This window comes from Campylobacter sp. LR291e (genome assembly GCF_008633915.1).
Taxonomy (GTDB): Bacteria; Campylobacterota; Campylobacteria; order Campylobacterales; family Campylobacteraceae; genus Campylobacter_D.
This window is the reverse complement of record NZ_VJNV01000035.1, coordinates 18,979-33,896: the sequence shown is the minus strand read 5'-3', so window position 1 is coordinate 33,896 and position 14,918 is coordinate 18,979. Positions and strand designations below refer to the sequence as shown.

Genomic DNA, 14,918 nt, shown 5'->3' with positions numbered 1-14,918 from the left:
ATTTTAATTTACAACTTCTATATCATCGCCTAAATTCATAGTTATATTTACTTGTTGAGATTTTGGAGGGTTTGCTATAAATTTGCCCTTTTGTCCTTCTAAGAATTCTAAAACCTTAGAATCAAAGGCTTCGTTATAGCTTTTTGCCACCTCTGTATACCCAAAATTTCCATCTTTATCTATGAAAATTTTAACCACAACAGTAATCTTTTTAGAATTTGGATAATACAAACTCCATCTTTCTTGTATAACCCTAGTAACCCTACCTAAAAATGCATCATAAACGCCTGTTCGTTGCTTTTGCGTGTTTTCGCCCTTGCCTTGATTTTCATCTTGCAATAAATTATCAGTAGCTTTTTTTACAATCTCACTTGCTGAATTTTTAGGAGTGCTTGTTTTAGAGTCTGATTTTTTAGAAGATTGAACTTTGGTATCCTTTGCTACTTGAATTTCTTTTACATCGCCAAAAAGTGCGTCAAAATTTGTAGCTTCTTGTTTAATAGGACTTGTTTCAACAGCTTTATTTGTAGTTTCTTGTTGAATCTTTTCAGGTTCAGGTTCTGGTGGCTTTACTTCTTCTTCAACTTGCTTTGGCTGTGGAGTAGCTATGGGCTTTGGCGTAGCAGGGGCAGGGTCTGCTAATTCTATATCCACAAAGCTATCTTGTATATCTGTGTAGCGAATGGCGTTTTCTTGCATTTGTACAAAGCGAAAAAATATAAAGGCAATCACTAGTACATAAAAAAGCACTGCTAATAAAAAAGAATTAAAATTTCCTATGCCGTAATTATTCATTACTCTGTCTGCAAGGCCACTTTATTAAAGCCTAAATTTTTAATACTTCTTAATACAAAAATAACATCATCATATTTTAAATTCTTATCAGCCCTTATAAAAACCGTTTCTTCAGGGTTAAATTGAGACCTTTTTTGAGCTAGGTTATCAGCAAAGCTAACAAAATTAAATTTTTCTTGATTGATTAAAATATCTTTATTTGCATTAATGCTAACTATTAAGCTTTTAACGGTTGGGGAGCTTGAATTTTTTTGAGAACCTTGAGGCAGGTTTATTTTTTCTTCATAGGTAATGCTTGGGGCTGTTACCATTAAAATTGCAAGTAGAACAAGCATAATATCAACTAAGGGAGTAATATTTAATTCTGGCTTTTCATCATCAAAGAGCATTTTAAGCCTTGCTACTTATAACTTTTATCTCGCTATCTATAACGCTTATTAACTCATAAGCCTTTCTTTTTATAATAAGGTGAAAGGTATAAGCAGGGATAGCAACTAAAATTCCACAACCAGTAGCTACTAGCGCCTCGCTAATTTTCGGGGCTATTATACTAAGTGAATTTTGTGTTCCAAGTCCTCCAAAGGTTTCTAATATAGAAATAACCGTTCCAAAAAGACCTATAAAGGGCGAAGTTGAAGCTATAATGCTTAACCAAGTAAGACCTCCAGTTGCCCTTCTTTGTGCTAAATTTTTGTAAATTTCTAAATGCAAAGGATTACTATCAGTGCTTTTTCTTAGAATTGAACGCGTTTTGCTAATATCTTTTTGTCCTAAAAGCAAACTTTCTAAGCTTTGTTTTTCTCTTAATCTCCATGCTGCCAGATAAGTAGATCTTGCAAAAAGTATGGCAAAGGAGATTATAAAATAAAAAGAAAGCCAAGCCAAAACTATGTAAGTTATAAGGCTTGAGCTATTAAAAAAATGAAAGGCTGCTTCTATGTTCATTTACGAGCTTTCGCAGTATCAAGTTTAGAAAAGGTTGCAGCCATAGCTACATTATCTGAGCTAATTGATTGGATTAAATTCTTAGCCTTTTGTAGATTACGTTCTATTTCGCTTTCATCGCCACCTGCAACCCAAACAGCACCCTTTGCTAAAACACAAACCCCAAATTCATCAACTTGGGCATGACCTTCATCAATGGCTATTAATTCATGTTCTCCGTCGTTTTTTTCTATATCAATAACACCTGATTTTAAAGAAGATATTAAAGATGCATGTCCTTTTAAAACCCCAAATTCACCTTCACTTCCTGGCAAATTTACAGATTTTACATCACCTTCATAAATTCTACCCATAGGCGTAACAATTTCGAATTTAAGTAAATCACTCATATTTAGCCCTTAATTTTATCTGCTTTTGCGATAACCTCGTCAATATTTCCTACCATGTAAAAGGCATTTTCTGGTAGATTATCATATTTGCCTTCTAAAATTCCTTTAAAGCCTACTATTGTATCTTCAAGGCTAATGTACTTACCCGGGCTACCTGTGAAAACTTCTGCCACAAAGAATGGTTGAGATAGGAATTTCTCTATCTTTCTAGCCCTTTCAACAGTGAGTTTATCTTCTTCACTTAACTCATCCATACCTAAAATAGCAATAATATCTTGTAAATCTTTATATTTTTGAAGTACGGATTGAACCCCACGAGCTACATTATAATGTTCTTCGCCTACTATATTTGGGTCAAGCATTCTAGAAGTAGAATCAAGAGGGTCAACAGCTGGATAAATTCCTTTTTCAGCAATGGCCCTATTAAGAACTGTAGTGGCATCAAGGTGTGCAAAAACGGTTGCTGGCGCTGGGTCTGTAAGGTCATCAGCTGGAACATAAACAGCTTGAACAGAGGTAATTGAACCTTTTTTAGTAGAAGTAATTCTTTCTTGGAAACGTCCCATTTCACTAGCAAGGGTTGGTTGGTATCCAACGGCTGATGGGATACGACCTAGTAGTGCTGACATTTCTGAACCTGATTGAGAAAATCTAAAAATGTTATCGATAAACATTAACACATCAAGTCCCATTTCATCTCTAAAATATTCTGCCATTGTAAGACCTGTTAAAGCGATACGATTTCTTGCACCTGGTGGTTCGTTCATTTGTCCATAGCAAAGGGCAACCTTATCCAAAACATTACTTTCTTTCATTTCATTATAAAGGTCATTTCCTTCTCTAGTTCTTTCTCCAACACCCGCAAATACAGAATACCCACTATGTTTAAAGGCAACATTATGTATAAGTTCCATAATAATAACTGTCTTACCAACACCAGCACCACCGAAAAGTCCTACTTTACCACCCTTTGCATAAGGGGCAAGTAAGTCAACTACCTTAATGCCTGTTTCAAAAATTTCACTCTTTGTACTTTGGTCTTCAAAGGCTGGTGGGTCTCTATGAATAGTCCAACGTTTTTCAAAATTTATCTCCTCACCTTCATCTATTAAATCACCCACGACATTAAAAACCCTACCTAAAACCTTTTCGCCAACAGGTACGCTAATAGAACTTCCCAAGGCCTCAACCTTTGTTCCACGCACTAAGCCATCGGTCATATCCATAGCTATAGTCCTAACTCTATTGTCTCCTAAATGTGCAGCTACTTCTAAAACAAGTTTATGTTGTTTACCCTCAGCTTCGAAATTTGCAATAATTGCTTCATTAATCTGAGGTAAATATTCTTCAAAATCAACATCAACAACCGCACCAATTACTTGTGAAATAAATCCTTGCATAAGTTTTGTTCTCCTTAAAATTTCTACTTCATAGCCTCAACACCACTGATAATCTCTATAAGTTCAGTAGTAATTGACTCTTGTCTTGCTTTATTGTAAGCTAAATTTAGCTCTCTAACCCTATCTTTAGCGTTATTTGTAGCACTATCCATTGCCTGCATTCTAGCACTATGTTCAGCAGCTAATGAATCAATCAAGGCATAATACATATTGTATTCAAAATAAGTTTTCATTAAATCTTGTAATAAATTTTCGCTCTCAGGTTCTAATTCTAAAATAGAATGAGATTGTGATTCTTCTTCTAATATCAAAGGTTCAACAGGTACTATATGACCTATTTTAATTTCCTGCGATATCATATTTTTATATCCATTATGTACTAAAACTACGCCATCAGTAATGCCATCCATAAAATCCTTAATCGCAGCATGTATTACAGCAGAAGCCTTTTCATAATCTGGACTTGAACTAAGATGAAGATATTTTTCTAAAAGTTCTACCTTTTGAAAATTATAATATTCAATGCCTTTTTTTCCAACAGCTCTCAAGCGTACATTTATATTTTTACTTTTATAATCTTCTAAAAGTTCATTAACTGCCTTAATGGTTTTATAATTAAAACCACCGCAAAGCCCTTTATCAGCAGTTATGAAAATAAGGTCGATATTTTTAACCACTTCTTTTGGATGAAATAAATTAAATCTATCATCAGATTCATTTAATATAAGTTTGTTTAATTGAAAAGAAATTTTACTTAAAATTTCATCAATCTTTTCCGCATAAAGCCTAGCTCTTTTGGCTGCTTCTTCTGCTTTTTTAAGTTTAGCAGAAGAAACATTCTTCATAGCATTTGTGGTCTTTTGCGTATTATGAACGCTTTTGATTTTTCTTTTAATTTCTTTTAAATTTGACATAAAGAAACCTTATAAATGATTTGCTTTAAAATCGTTAATAGCTTTGCTAATTTTTTCTTCTAACTCACTATCTAAAGCCTTTTTAGTGCGAATTTGTTCAAAAAGCTCAGGATACTTAGTATCAATAAAAGAATAAATTCCCGTTTCAAATTCCCTAACCTTGCTAATATCAATATCATCTAAAAAGCCTCTAGTACCTGCAAAGATAAGAATTACTTGTTTTTCAGCAGGTAATGGTGCGTAAGGAGGTTGTTTTAAAACCTCTACCATTCTTTGTCCTCTTTCAAGTTGCTTACGACTTGACTCATCAAGGTCGCTTGCAAATTGTGCGAAGGCTTGAAGTTCTCTATATTGTGCTAGGTCAAGTCTAAGCGTACCTGAAACTTGTTTTGTAGCCTTAATTTGAGCTGCCCCTCCAACACGAGATACGGATAAACCAACATTAATAGCAGGACGAACGCCTGAGTTAAACAAGTCGGTTTCAAGAAAAATTTGTCCATCGGTAATTGAAATAACATTTGTAGGAATGTAAGCAGAAACATCGCCAGCTTGTGTTTCAATAATAGGCAAGGCTGTTAATGAACCAGCCCCAAGACTATCATTTAACTTACTAGCCCTTTCAAGCAATCTTGAATGTAAATAGAAAACATCACCAGGATAGGCCTCGCGACCTGGAGGACGACGTAAAATAAGCGACATTTCGCGATAAGCTACAGCGTGTTTGCTTAAATCATCATAAATAATTAAGGCATGTCTTGAATTATCTCTAAAAAATTCTCCCATTGTTACACCAGCATAAGGTGCTAGGTATTGAAGCGCGGCGGGATCAGACGCACTAGCACTCACAACTATAGTATAATCCATAGCCCCATGTTCTTCAAGTCTTTTAACGACTTGTGCCACATTGCTTTGCTTTTGACCAATGGCTACATAAATACAGATAACATCTTGTCCTTTTTGGCTAATGATTGTATCAATAGCGACTGTTGTTTTACCTGTTTGTCTATCGCCTATGATTAATTCTCTTTGACCACGACCAATAGGAACTAGTGCATCAATGGCCTTTATGCCAGTGTGAAGTGATTCATGAACGCTTTTTCTAGCCATAATGCCCTTTGCTTTTTCTTCAACAAAGCGATATTTATCGGTATTAATAGCACCCTTAGCATCAATTGGCTCACCCAATGCATTTACAACACGACCTACCATAGCATCGCCAACAGGAACCTTTAAAAGTCTTTTAAGTCTTTTTACAGAAGAACCTTCTTTTAAATTACTTCCTTTGCCTAGAATAACGATACCAACGCTACTTTCTTCCAGGTTTAAGGCCATCCCTTTGTCGCCATTTTCAAATTCTACCATCTCACCAGCCATGATATTTTTAAGACCATAAACCTTAGCAATACCATCGCCAATAGAAATAATCTTACCTGTTTCTTCGATTTCTAAATTTAAATCAAAATTTGCGATTCTTTCTTTGATGATTGAACTGATTTCATCAGCTTTAAATTTCATTATTCATACTCCTTAAATAGTTTTTAATATAAATTCACTTATTCTGTTTTGAAGTGTTTTCATAGAAAAAGAAATTTCATAACCTAACTCTTCTAAAACAATTTTAACGCCATCAATATTTATAAGTTGATTTTGCAACTGAATTTTAACCTTGAATTTTTGACTTAATTTAGCTTGTAATTCTTCAAGCTTTTCTTGGGCTAAGACTTCTTTTGTATAAACAAGTCCTATATAAATATTTTCCTCAGTTATTTTTTGTCTTTCAAGTTCTTTGACTATTTGAGGAATATAAGAAATTCTTGAATTTTCAACTAATAAATTTAAAAAATTCTTACAATTTAGACTTAAATTTTCAAAAAAAGAAAAAAGCAATTCCGCTTTTTTTTTCTTTTTAACCTGCGTTGATTCTACTATTATTTTAAATTTTGGTAAGGAAAAAGCAGGGACTAGACCACTTAATGTTTCATAAATTTCATTAATATCTTGTTTAGAAACAGCCCTTGCGTATCGTTTTGCTATTATATCATTCATTAGGATACCTTTTTCGTTATAATATCAATAACTTCATTTTGTTTAAGTGCTACTTCTTTGTCGTTGAAAAGTTCTGTTAAAACTTGAGAAACAACTTCTTTTTGCATTTTTCTAAGTTCATATTCTTTTTGTTCTTCAAAATGCTTTTCAAATAACACTAACTCTTTTTTTGCATCATCTTTTATCTTTTGTGCTAAAAGTTCGGCTTCCTGTTTGGCGGTAGCTATTGCATTTACTGAACTAAGCCTTGTATCTTCAAGCTTTTTCATAGTTTCAAATTTCTTTGCCTTGCTTTCATTAAGTTTTTTTTGAATTTCATCAAGTCTATTTGAAATTTTATCCTTTCTAGACTTAAAAAAATTCTTTAAAGGAGAAGCTATAAAATAATAAAGAATAGCAACAAAAATAATAAAATTTATAAGTCTTGGAACTATGTCATATTCGCCACTTCCACCAGCACTTGCAAAAAGATATAAAGGGAATAAAAATAAAAGTATTTTTTTCATAATTAAACCTTTTTAATGCTATTTTGCAAACTTTGTTTAAAATCGGGCAAATAGGCAAATAATTGCTGTTTTAATTCTTGTTTTTGCGTTTCAAGTTCTGTGTAAAAAAGAGCCATTTTTCGCTCTAACTCATCTTTTTTTGCCTGTATAAGCTGATCAGCTTCTACTCTTGCTTCATTAATCGCACTTTGTTTAATATTATGAATTTCTTCTCTAGTTTTTTTATAAATCAATTCTACTTCATCATTTGCACCAAGCATTTCTTTTGAATTTTCTTTAACTTTGTTTTCATCTTTTTTAATAGAATCATCTCTTTCATCCATAAATTTTAAAAGTGGCTTATAAAATATAGCATTTAAGATAACTATCATAGCTAAAAATATCGCTACTGTAGCTATCATTATGGAAGGGCTCATATCATCAAACATAACTCTCCTTTATTTATAATTTATTAACAAATCTTTAAAATCTTATCTAAAAAAAGCTAAGATTCACTTAAATTATTTTAAAATTTTTACTAATTTTTTAATTTTTTCAATACTACTCAAACAAATGGTAAGATTTTCCTTGCTGTTTTTACACTCAAAACCTAGTTTTTCAAGTATTTTTTTAAGATTTTGCATTTGAGCTTCAAACTCAAGTCTATTGGGTAAATTTTGCACTTCTTTATTTTTAACACTTTGTGCAATCTTTTCTGTCTGTCTAACATTTAATTTTTGCCCTATAATGCTATCTACTATAACCTTTTCATCATCCTTATTAAGCCCGACAAGCACCTTAGCATGACCTTGTGAAAGCTTACCCTGGGCTATTAATTTTTGAGTTTTTTCATCTAAATTTAAAAGCCTTAGTGTATTTGTTATTTGAGTTCTTGATTTATGTATGAGAGTAGATAAATTCTCTTGTGTTATTTTATATTCTTCAATCAAACTTTTATAAGAATGTGCTAATTCTATAGGATTTAAATTTTCCCTTTGTATATTTTCAATCAAGGCAAGTTCTCTAAGCTTATCTTCTTTAGCATCGCAAATTATGGCCGAAATTTTTTTGAGGCCTAAAATTTTACTAGCCCTAAGTCTTCTTTCACCCGCTACAAGTGTGAAATCTGTACCATTTTTTACTACAATTATAGGTTGGATTAAGCCGTGTTCTTTGATTGATTGGGCAAGTTCATTTAAGGCTTCTTCATTGAAATTTTTACGAGGTTGAAAAGGATTTGTCTTAATTTTAGCGATTGAAAGTTCTATAATCTCTTTTTTATCAAGTCCTAATTCTTTGCTATAAACTGCATCCATATCACCTAATATAAAACTTAAGCCTTGTTCTTTATTTAAACCCATTTTCTTAACCTAAAATAGAATATGCCAAATTTTGATAAGCAACAGAACCGGGCGATTTAATATCAAATAAAATAATAGGCTTACCATAACTTGGGCTTTCAGCTAGTTTTATATTGCGAGGAATGATTATAAATTCATCTTTTTTACTATTGTCAAGTCTAAATAATTGGTCTGTAAAATTTTGTTTAATATCAGCAACCACGTCTTTTGAAAGATTATTCTGAGCACTAAACATAGTAGGCAAAAAGCCACGAATTTTGAGCTTTGGATTTAGAGTTCGTTTTATAATTTTAATCGTATTTAATACCATTGCTACGCCTTCAAGTGCATAAAATTCACATTGTATAGGAATGATAACGCTATCACTTGCAACAAAGGCGTTTATTGTAATATTTCCTAGTGCTGGGGGCGAATCGATAATTATAAAATCATACTCGTCAATCACTTCTTTTAATTGATTTTTTAAAACTAGTTTTGTTTCATTATCTTTACTTTCGGCAAGTTCTTGTTCAATGCCTACTAAACCTATATTTGAGGGTGCAAGGTGAAGTTGAGGAAGTTCTGTTTTAAGGATAATATCAGAAAGTTTTTTCTTGTCTATGAAAACATGATAAATATTATATTCATAAGTGCTTCTTTTAAAGCCAAGCCCTGTTGTAGCATTTGCTTGAGGGTCTACATCAACAAGTAAAACTTTTTTTTCAGCCACGGCCAAAGAAGCAGCTAAATTTACTGCTGTAGTCGTTTTTCCAACACCACCCTTTTGATTTGCAATAGTAATAATCTCACTCATCTTAAACTATATACCCTCACATTATCTAATAAAATTGATCCATCCTCATAGAGCAAAACATTATCTAATGGATATTTTTTGCCCTTGTAATGAACACTAAATTTTCTTGATTTTTCAAATTCTAGCACATATTTATTAAAAATATCTTTCCATTGAATTTTTTCATCTAAATATTTTACAAAATCATGCACAAGTTCCTTTAAATCAATCTCTATATCTAAAATTCCTGCACCATTTGGGGCCTTTTTTAAATTTAAACCAACTCCAACTATAACAAAATTTTTTATCTTTGAACTCATGAGCCCACCTACCTTTAAATCATCTATATAAAGGTCATTTGGCCATTTAAGCCATACATTTGAACCCTTTTTTGCAAGGCATTCTTTTAATAAAAAAGCAAAATAAATACTAGCTGAACTTAATTTTAAATCCTTGCTTAAATCATCTTCTTTTATACAAAAAGAAAGGTGTAAATTTCCCTTAAAGCTAGTCCATAAATTTTCTCTACTACCTATGCCACTACTTTGTTCTAAGGCATAAATGGCAGTATTTTGTGTAATTTTATTTTGTCTAATTTGTTCGCATAAAAAAATCTGAGTAGAAGGTAAATTTTCAACACAAATTATCTTCATTTTTAAGCCTTTTTCCATTTAAAAACACTCTAGCATCTAAAATTTTTTTACCACTTTCTTGTATTTTTTTTATCCTTAATGTCCCTTTTTTACAAGCTAATAAAAAAGAATCTTTTTCAAGGGCTAAAATTTTACCCATTTTTTCATGTTCTTTTTCATCTATAAATTCTATATCTATAAATTTTAAGCCATTTTCTAAAAAAATACCTGGCCAAGGTGTAAAGGCTAAAAATTTTTGATAAAGTTCTTTTGCATTTTGCAAACTTACAAGCCCATCTTCTTTTTTTATCTTAGTACAATACGATGCCCTTGTGTTATCTTGTTTTATAGGGTTTAGGTTATTAAAATTACAAAGTACCTCTTTGCAAAGTATGCTTGCTAAATTTGCTAAATCATTAAAAACTTCTTTTGCATTTTTACCCCTAATATCACATTCAACGCTTTTTAAAATATCTCCTTCATCAAGCCTTTCATTCATTAACATAGCACAAACGCCACTTTTTTCATCACCATTTAAAATAGCACTTTGTATAGGACTTGCCCCTCTATATTTTGGAAGCAAAGAAGCGTGTAAATTTATGCAAGGGGCGATTTGCAAAACAGCCTTTGGTAAAATTTTTCCATAAGCAGCAACTACTATAAAATCAGGCTTAAAAGCCTTAATTTTAACTATTAATTCATCATTATTAAAATTTTTTGGCGTAAAAATGGGTACTTCTTTTAAATTATGCAAGGCATAATCCTTAACAGCACTAGGGCTTAAAATTTGCTTTCTACCTACCTTTTTATCACTTTGTGTAAGAATTGCCTTAATATTATAACCAACTAAGCCTTGCAAGATTTGCACAGCAAAATCAGGAGTCCCCATAAAAATAATATTCATTTAAACCTACCATTAGTTAAATTAATCCATGTCAAGTACTGCACCCTTACTAGCATTACTTACTAGTTTTTGATACATTTTTAACCATCTTGAATTTAGATTTTTTTCTGGTATTTTAAATTCTTTTTTTCTTTTTTTAATCTCACTTTCGTCTAAACGAGCATTTATTGTATAAGAATCAACATCAATATCTATAATATCACCATCCCTTAAAAGTCCTATTAAACCAGACTCAGCAGCCTCAGGGCTAATGTGACCTATACAAAGACCCCTTGTAGCCCCACTAAATCTACCATCGGTTATTAAAGCTACATCACTTCCAAGACCCATTCCCATTAATAAACTAGTAGGACTTAGCATTTCTTGCATACCAGGGCCTCCCTTTGGCCCTTCATAGCGAATTACGCATACATCACCCTTTTTAACTGAACCCTTTATAATGCCCTTTATTGCCTCGTCCTGTGAATTAAAACAAACAGCCTTGCCACTAAATTTACGCTCTCCCATAATACCAGCAGTTTTTACAACACAACCTTGTAAGGCTAAATTTCCAAATAAAATAGCAAGACCTCCTACCTTTGAATAGGCATTGTCTATTTTTCTAATCACTTCTTTATTATGAGTTGTAGCATTTTTAATTCTTTCTCTTATACTTTCGCCAGTTATTGTTAATGCATCAAGTTCTAATAAATTTTCACTTTGCAGAGAAATTTCTTTCATTACAGCATTTACGCCACCGGCCTCATGTATATCACTCATTACAACGCTAGGTAAAGAAGGGGCTATCTTAGCAATATGGGCTGTTTTTTTGCTAATCTCATTTAAACTAGCTATATCTAGGGCACAACCTGCCTCTCTTGAAATTGCAAGCATGTGTAAAATCGTATTTGAACTTCCACCCATAGCCATATCAACAACCATAGCATTTTTAACGGCTTTTTCATTTATAATATTTTTTATTTTAAATTTATCATCTAAGGCAATCTCACAAATTCTTTTTGCTGCCTTTCTAAGCAATTCTTCTCTTTGTGGGGTTAGGGCTAAGATAGTCCCATTTCCTTCTAAGGCAATTCCCATGGCTTCGCACAATGTATTCATAGAATTTGCTGTAAACATACCACTACAACTACCTCCTCCAGGACAGGCCTTGCACTCAATATCCTTTAAGGTATCTTCATCTATTTTATTTACTTCAAAGGCCCCAACAGCTTCAAAAACGCTATTTAAGGTAAGTTTTTCTCCACTTTTACTATAACCAGCACTCATAGGACCACCACTTACAAAGATAGTAGGTACATTTACCCTTAATGCACCCATAAGCATTCCAGGGGTTATTTTATCGCAGTTTGGAATACAAATAAGGGCATCTAGTTGGTGAGCGTTCATCATAGTTTCTATAGAATTTGCTATAAGTTCGCGACTTGGCAAAGAATAAAGCATACCCCCATGCCCCATAGCAATGCCATCATCAACGCCTATAGTGTTAAATTCAAAGGGCACACAGCCATTTTTTTTAATCTCATCCTTTATAATTTTTGCATAATCATTTAAAAAAAAGTGACCAGGTATTATATCTATATAGGAATTGGCTACTGCTATAAAGGGCTTATTAAAATCTTCATCCTTTAAGCCACAAGCCCTTAATAAAGAGCGATTTGGGGCCTTTAAATGTCCTTTTTTTATCGCATCACTTCTCATAATTTATCCTTTTTTAATCAAATATTACAAAGCCATCATCTTCGTGTTTATGTATGTTTTCTTGGCTTTCGTTTGTGCTTGTTTCTACAGCTTTAACATTTTCTTCATCAAAGCTATTATCTATATTAAATTCAGCATAACCTTCCTCGTTTTGTGTTTCACTACCTTCAAAGCCTGTAGCCTTTGGCATATTTTCATAAAGGCTTTTTAAAGTGCTTTTATAAAAGGATAAAAAGCTTTTATCTATCTCAAAGGCAGGTCTTTCTAAGCCCTTATTTAACTGAGTTGGCACAGAAGAAAGCGTGGTTTTAAACATGTTTACTCCTTCTGTGCTTTTTATAGGATATACAAGTTCTACATTAGAATCAAGTTGGGTATTGCTTTTAATATTTGTCGCACTTTGAGGCTTATTTGCGTTGATAAAATCAATATGTCCTTCAAATCTAAGTCCTAAATTTGAAGTTATTGACTCGCCACTTAGCCATTGTTCACTTTTTTGGGCGTTACTTTCATCAATATAAATTGTAATATTACTTGTAAGCTTATAATGAGGGTTGGAATTGCTTAACTCATAGCCCTTTAAGGCGATAATATTTTTCATTTGTTCTTCTAAATTTTGCTTTAAAAGTTCTATTTCTTCATCTATCCTTATCCTTAAAACAGAATTTTCAAAATAATCAGTGTAGTTGTTGTTTCTTTCTATGTTTATTTCTTGTAAAGCTACCCGGGCACCTGAACTTACAGGCTTTATATCAGGATTAACTTGAGGCTTGAAATTTGGCATAGAAACATTTACAAAGGTAGAACTAGCACCTCCACACGCTGCGAAAAATAAGGAAATCACTAAAGACAAAGAGCTTATAATGAGCAGATATTTTTTCATTTGCTAAACCTTTTTTAGAAATTTTTGTGAAATTATAACAAGTTAAAGTTTTTTTGCTATATTTTTACAAAATTTTTTGGAAAAGATTGTGAATTTTTGGCAAAATATTTATTCAAATTTCGATGTAGTAGCGTTTTCTATATTTGGTTTTAAGGTTCATTGGTATGGCATTATGTATGTTATTGCCTTACTTTTAGCCTTGGTTTTGGGAAAATTCTTTGTTAAGAAATTTAAGATTAATATTAGCAATGCTATGCTTGATAATTATTTTGTATGGGTAGAAATTGGCGTAATCTTAGGGGCTAGACTTGGTTATATTTTAATTTATGATGATAATACCCTTTGGTATCTAATAAGACCTTGGGAAATTTTTAATCCTTATCATAATGGCGAATTTGTAGGAATTCGTGGCATGAGTTATCATGGGGCAGTGCTTGGATTTTTTATAGCAACCTTTGCCTTTTGTAAAAGACACAAACAAGATGCTTGGCTATATTTAGACTTAGTGGCCTTAAGCGTACCTTTGGCGTATTTTTTTGGTAGAATTGGAAATTTTTTAAATCAAGAATTATTTGGACGTGTTACTGATGTAGCCTGGGGCATTTATGTAAATGATGTTTTAAGGCATCCATCACAACTTTACGAGGCCATTTTAGAAGGTCTTGTGGTTTTTGTCTTTATTTATTTAATTAAAATTAAACAAAATTTTAAAGGTGAGTTAATAATAGCATATGCCGGACTTTATTCATTAGCTCGTTTTATCTGTGAATTTTATAGGGAACCTGATTTTGGTATGGGATTTGTATGGCTTAATTTTAGCATGGGTCAAGTGCTTAGTTTACTAATGTTTTTTTGTGCAATGTTACTTTATGTTCACCTAAAATTTAAAAAACAAGGGATTTAATTTATATTAAAGGCTAATGTAATATAATACTTACATTTTCAAACATTAATTTTAAGGAGTAAAGATGAGTACTCAGCTTATCGAAGGATATTTTGGTAAGTCGCTTGAGGGTAAAAAAAGTAGAATACCTGCAAGATTAGACTTTATCCAAAGTGCTACTGGCCTTTTCTTAGGGCTTTTTATGTGGATACATATGATTTTTGTATCGACTATTTTAGTTAGCGAAGAGTTTTTTAATTCTGTTGTTCATATTTTAGAATTAAAATTTGTTTATGATAACCCTGTTATGAGTTATGTAACCTCGTTTTTAGCAGCCTGTGTTTTAATCATATTTATTATACATGCTTGTTTGGCGATGAGAAAATTTCCTATAAATTATCGTCAATACCAAATTCTAAGAACACATACTAAAAAGATGAAACATAGCGATACTTCACTTTGGTGGGTTCAAGCTTTCACAGGTTTTATAATGTTCTTTCTTGGTTCTGCGCACCTAGTTATTATTATTACAAATGCTGATAAAATCACAGGTGAGCTATCAGGTGCTAGAGTTGTAAATCACTTTATGTGGTTATTTTATATAGTTTTACTTCTTTGCGTTGAATTTCATGGTAGTATAGGTCTTTATAGACTTTGTGTTAAATGGGGTTGGTTTGAAGGAAAAGATGCAAAACAAAGCCGTAAAAAGTTAAAAGCTGCAAAATGGATTATAGGTATTATTTTCTTGGTTTTAGGAATTTTAAGTCTTGCAGCCTTTGCAAAAATCGGTTATTCAAATTTATATTAATGG

The 14,918-nt window shown here is 32.3% G+C and carries 17 protein-coding genes and 1 pseudogene; 2 read left to right on the top strand and 16 right to left on the bottom strand.

Annotated features, from left to right (window positions below):
- Positions 1–3: 3 nt before the first annotated feature.
- The 16 genes from FMM58_RS07610 to FMM58_RS07535 form a co-directional block, all read right to left on the bottom strand.
- Complete coding sequence (locus FMM58_RS07610) at positions 4–795, bottom strand: TonB C-terminal domain-containing protein (RefSeq protein ID WP_150140751.1); 792 nt, start codon at positions 793–795, stop codon at positions 4–6.
- Complete coding sequence (locus tag FMM58_RS07605) at positions 795–1,184, bottom strand: ExbD/TolR family protein (RefSeq protein ID WP_150140753.1); 390 nt, start codon at positions 1,182–1,184, stop codon at positions 795–797. The genes FMM58_RS07610 and FMM58_RS07605 overlap by 1 nt, the downstream gene beginning before the upstream one ends.
- A gap of 1 nt (position 1,185) precedes the next feature.
- Positions 1,186–1,740: a MotA/TolQ/ExbB proton channel family protein gene (locus tag FMM58_RS07600; protein ID WP_150140755.1), complete on the bottom strand. Its 555-nt coding sequence runs from the start codon at positions 1,738–1,740 to the stop codon at positions 1,186–1,188.
- On the bottom strand, positions 1,737–2,129 hold the full coding sequence (gene atpC, locus FMM58_RS07595; RefSeq protein ID WP_150140757.1) for an ATP synthase F1 subunit epsilon: 393 nt from the start codon (positions 2,127–2,129) through the stop codon (positions 1,737–1,739). The genes FMM58_RS07600 and atpC overlap by 4 nt, the downstream gene beginning before the upstream one ends.
- Before the next feature lie 2 nt (positions 2,130–2,131).
- Positions 2,132–3,529, bottom strand: a complete 1,398-nt coding sequence (gene atpD, locus FMM58_RS07590) for a F0F1 ATP synthase subunit beta (RefSeq protein WP_150140759.1) — start codon at positions 3,527–3,529, stop codon at positions 2,132–2,134.
- Positions 3,530–3,552: 23 nt separating this feature from the next.
- Positions 3,553–4,443: an ATP synthase F1 subunit gamma gene (gene atpG, locus FMM58_RS07585; protein ID WP_150140761.1), complete on the bottom strand. Its 891-nt coding sequence runs from the start codon at positions 4,441–4,443 to the stop codon at positions 3,553–3,555.
- A 9-nt stretch (positions 4,444–4,452) separates the two neighbouring features.
- Positions 4,453–5,958 (bottom strand): F0F1 ATP synthase subunit alpha, encoded by a 1,506-nt coding sequence (gene atpA, locus FMM58_RS07580; RefSeq protein ID WP_150140763.1) that lies wholly within the window; start codon positions 5,956–5,958, stop codon positions 4,453–4,455.
- 12 nt (positions 5,959–5,970) lie between these two features.
- The gene (locus FMM58_RS07575) at positions 5,971–6,489 is read right to left on the bottom strand and encodes a F0F1 ATP synthase subunit delta (RefSeq protein WP_150140765.1); all 519 of its coding nucleotides are present in this window, start codon (positions 6,487–6,489) and stop codon (positions 5,971–5,973) included.
- Positions 6,489–6,995 (bottom strand): F0F1 ATP synthase subunit B, encoded by a 507-nt coding sequence (locus FMM58_RS07570; protein ID WP_150140767.1) that lies wholly within the window; start codon positions 6,993–6,995, stop codon positions 6,489–6,491. The genes FMM58_RS07575 and FMM58_RS07570 overlap by 1 nt, the downstream gene beginning before the upstream one ends.
- Positions 6,996–6,997: 2 nt before the next feature.
- On the bottom strand, positions 6,998–7,423 hold the full coding sequence (locus FMM58_RS07565; protein WP_150140769.1) for a FoF1 ATP synthase subunit B': 426 nt from the start codon (positions 7,421–7,423) through the stop codon (positions 6,998–7,000).
- A 72-nt stretch (positions 7,424–7,495) separates the two neighbouring features.
- The gene (locus FMM58_RS07560; RefSeq protein WP_150140771.1) at positions 7,496–8,335 is read right to left on the bottom strand and encodes a ParB/RepB/Spo0J family partition protein; all 840 of its coding nucleotides are present in this window, start codon (positions 8,333–8,335) and stop codon (positions 7,496–7,498) included.
- A gap of 4 nt (positions 8,336–8,339) precedes the next feature.
- Positions 8,340–9,128 carry a ParA family protein gene (locus FMM58_RS07555; RefSeq protein ID WP_150140773.1) on the bottom strand — a complete coding sequence of 263 codons (789 nt, stop codon included), beginning with the start codon at positions 9,126–9,128 and terminating at the stop codon, positions 8,340–8,342.
- Positions 9,125–9,778, bottom strand: coding sequence for a biotin--[acetyl-CoA-carboxylase] ligase (locus tag FMM58_RS07550; protein ID WP_150140775.1), 654 nt, complete (start codon positions 9,776–9,778; stop codon positions 9,125–9,127). Before FMM58_RS07550 ends, FMM58_RS07555 begins: the two co-directional genes overlap by 4 nt.
- Entirely contained in the window at positions 9,741–10,643 is a 903-nt protein-coding gene (gene fmt, locus FMM58_RS07545; protein ID WP_223810216.1) for a methionyl-tRNA formyltransferase, read from the bottom strand. The genes FMM58_RS07550 and fmt overlap by 38 nt, the downstream gene beginning before the upstream one ends.
- Positions 10,644–10,664: 21 nt before the next feature.
- Positions 10,665–12,341 carry a dihydroxy-acid dehydratase gene (gene ilvD / locus FMM58_RS07540; protein ID WP_150140777.1) on the bottom strand — a complete coding sequence of 559 codons (1,677 nt, stop codon included), beginning with the start codon at positions 12,339–12,341 and terminating at the stop codon, positions 10,665–10,667.
- Between the two features lie 13 nt (positions 12,342–12,354).
- Positions 12,355–13,224 carry a hypothetical protein gene (locus tag FMM58_RS07535; protein WP_150140779.1) on the bottom strand — a complete coding sequence of 290 codons (870 nt, stop codon included), beginning with the start codon at positions 13,222–13,224 and terminating at the stop codon, positions 12,355–12,357.
- A gap of 88 nt (positions 13,225–13,312) precedes the next feature.
- On the opposite strand from FMM58_RS07535, the gene lgt reads away from it, so the two are divergent.
- Positions 13,313–14,128, top strand: a complete 816-nt coding sequence (gene lgt / locus FMM58_RS07530) for a prolipoprotein diacylglyceryl transferase (protein WP_150140781.1) — start codon at positions 13,313–13,315, stop codon at positions 14,126–14,128.
- A gap of 64 nt (positions 14,129–14,192) precedes the next feature.
- A pseudogene (locus FMM58_RS07525) lies at positions 14,193–14,906 on the top strand (fumarate reductase cytochrome b subunit); the annotation flags it as partial.
- Between the last annotated feature and the right edge of the window lie 12 nt (positions 14,907–14,918).

Excerpts from the sequence above, each read along its gene's own strand:
- FMM58_RS07565 (WP_150140769.1), bottom strand. The coding sequence starts at position 7,423 with ATGTTTGATGATATGAGCCCTTCCATAATGATAGCTACAGTAGCGATA.
- fmt (WP_223810216.1), bottom strand. The coding sequence starts at position 10,643 with ATGAATATTATTTTTATGGGGACTCCTGATTTTGCTGTGCAAATCTTG.
- FMM58_RS07610 (WP_150140751.1), bottom strand. The coding sequence starts at position 795 with ATGAATAATTACGGCATAGGAAATTTTAATTCTTTTTTATTAGCAGTG.
- FMM58_RS07570 (WP_150140767.1), bottom strand. The coding sequence starts at position 6,995 with ATGAAAAAAATACTTTTATTTTTATTCCCTTTATATCTTTTTGCAAGT.
- FMM58_RS07600 (WP_150140755.1), bottom strand. The coding sequence starts at position 1,740 with ATGAACATAGAAGCAGCCTTTCATTTTTTTAATAGCTCAAGCCTTATA.
- FMM58_RS07555 (WP_150140773.1), bottom strand. The coding sequence starts at position 9,128 with ATGAGTGAGATTATTACTATTGCAAATCAAAAGGGTGGTGTTGGAAAA.
- atpC (WP_150140757.1), bottom strand. The coding sequence starts at position 2,129 with ATGAGTGATTTACTTAAATTCGAAATTGTTACGCCTATGGGTAGAATT.
- FMM58_RS07560 (WP_150140771.1), bottom strand. The coding sequence starts at position 8,335 with ATGGGTTTAAATAAAGAACAAGGCTTAAGTTTTATATTAGGTGATATG.
- FMM58_RS07550 (WP_150140775.1), bottom strand. The coding sequence starts at position 9,778 with ATGGAAAAAGGCTTAAAAATGAAGATAATTTGTGTTGAAAATTTACCT.
- FMM58_RS07575 (WP_150140765.1), bottom strand. The coding sequence starts at position 6,489 with ATGAATGATATAATAGCAAAACGATACGCAAGGGCTGTTTCTAAACAA.
- ilvD (WP_150140777.1), bottom strand. The coding sequence starts at position 12,341 with ATGAGAAGTGATGCGATAAAAAAAGGACATTTAAAGGCCCCAAATCGC.
- atpD (WP_150140759.1), bottom strand. The coding sequence starts at position 3,529 with ATGCAAGGATTTATTTCACAAGTAATTGGTGCGGTTGTTGATGTTGAT.
- atpA (WP_150140763.1), bottom strand. The coding sequence starts at position 5,958 with ATGAAATTTAAAGCTGATGAAATCAGTTCAATCATCAAAGAAAGAATC.
- FMM58_RS07605 (WP_150140753.1), bottom strand. The coding sequence starts at position 1,184 with ATGCTCTTTGATGATGAAAAGCCAGAATTAAATATTACTCCCTTAGTT.
- atpG (WP_150140761.1), bottom strand. The coding sequence starts at position 4,443 with ATGTCAAATTTAAAAGAAATTAAAAGAAAAATCAAAAGCGTTCATAAT.
- FMM58_RS07535 (WP_150140779.1), bottom strand. The coding sequence starts at position 13,224 with ATGAAAAAATATCTGCTCATTATAAGCTCTTTGTCTTTAGTGATTTCC.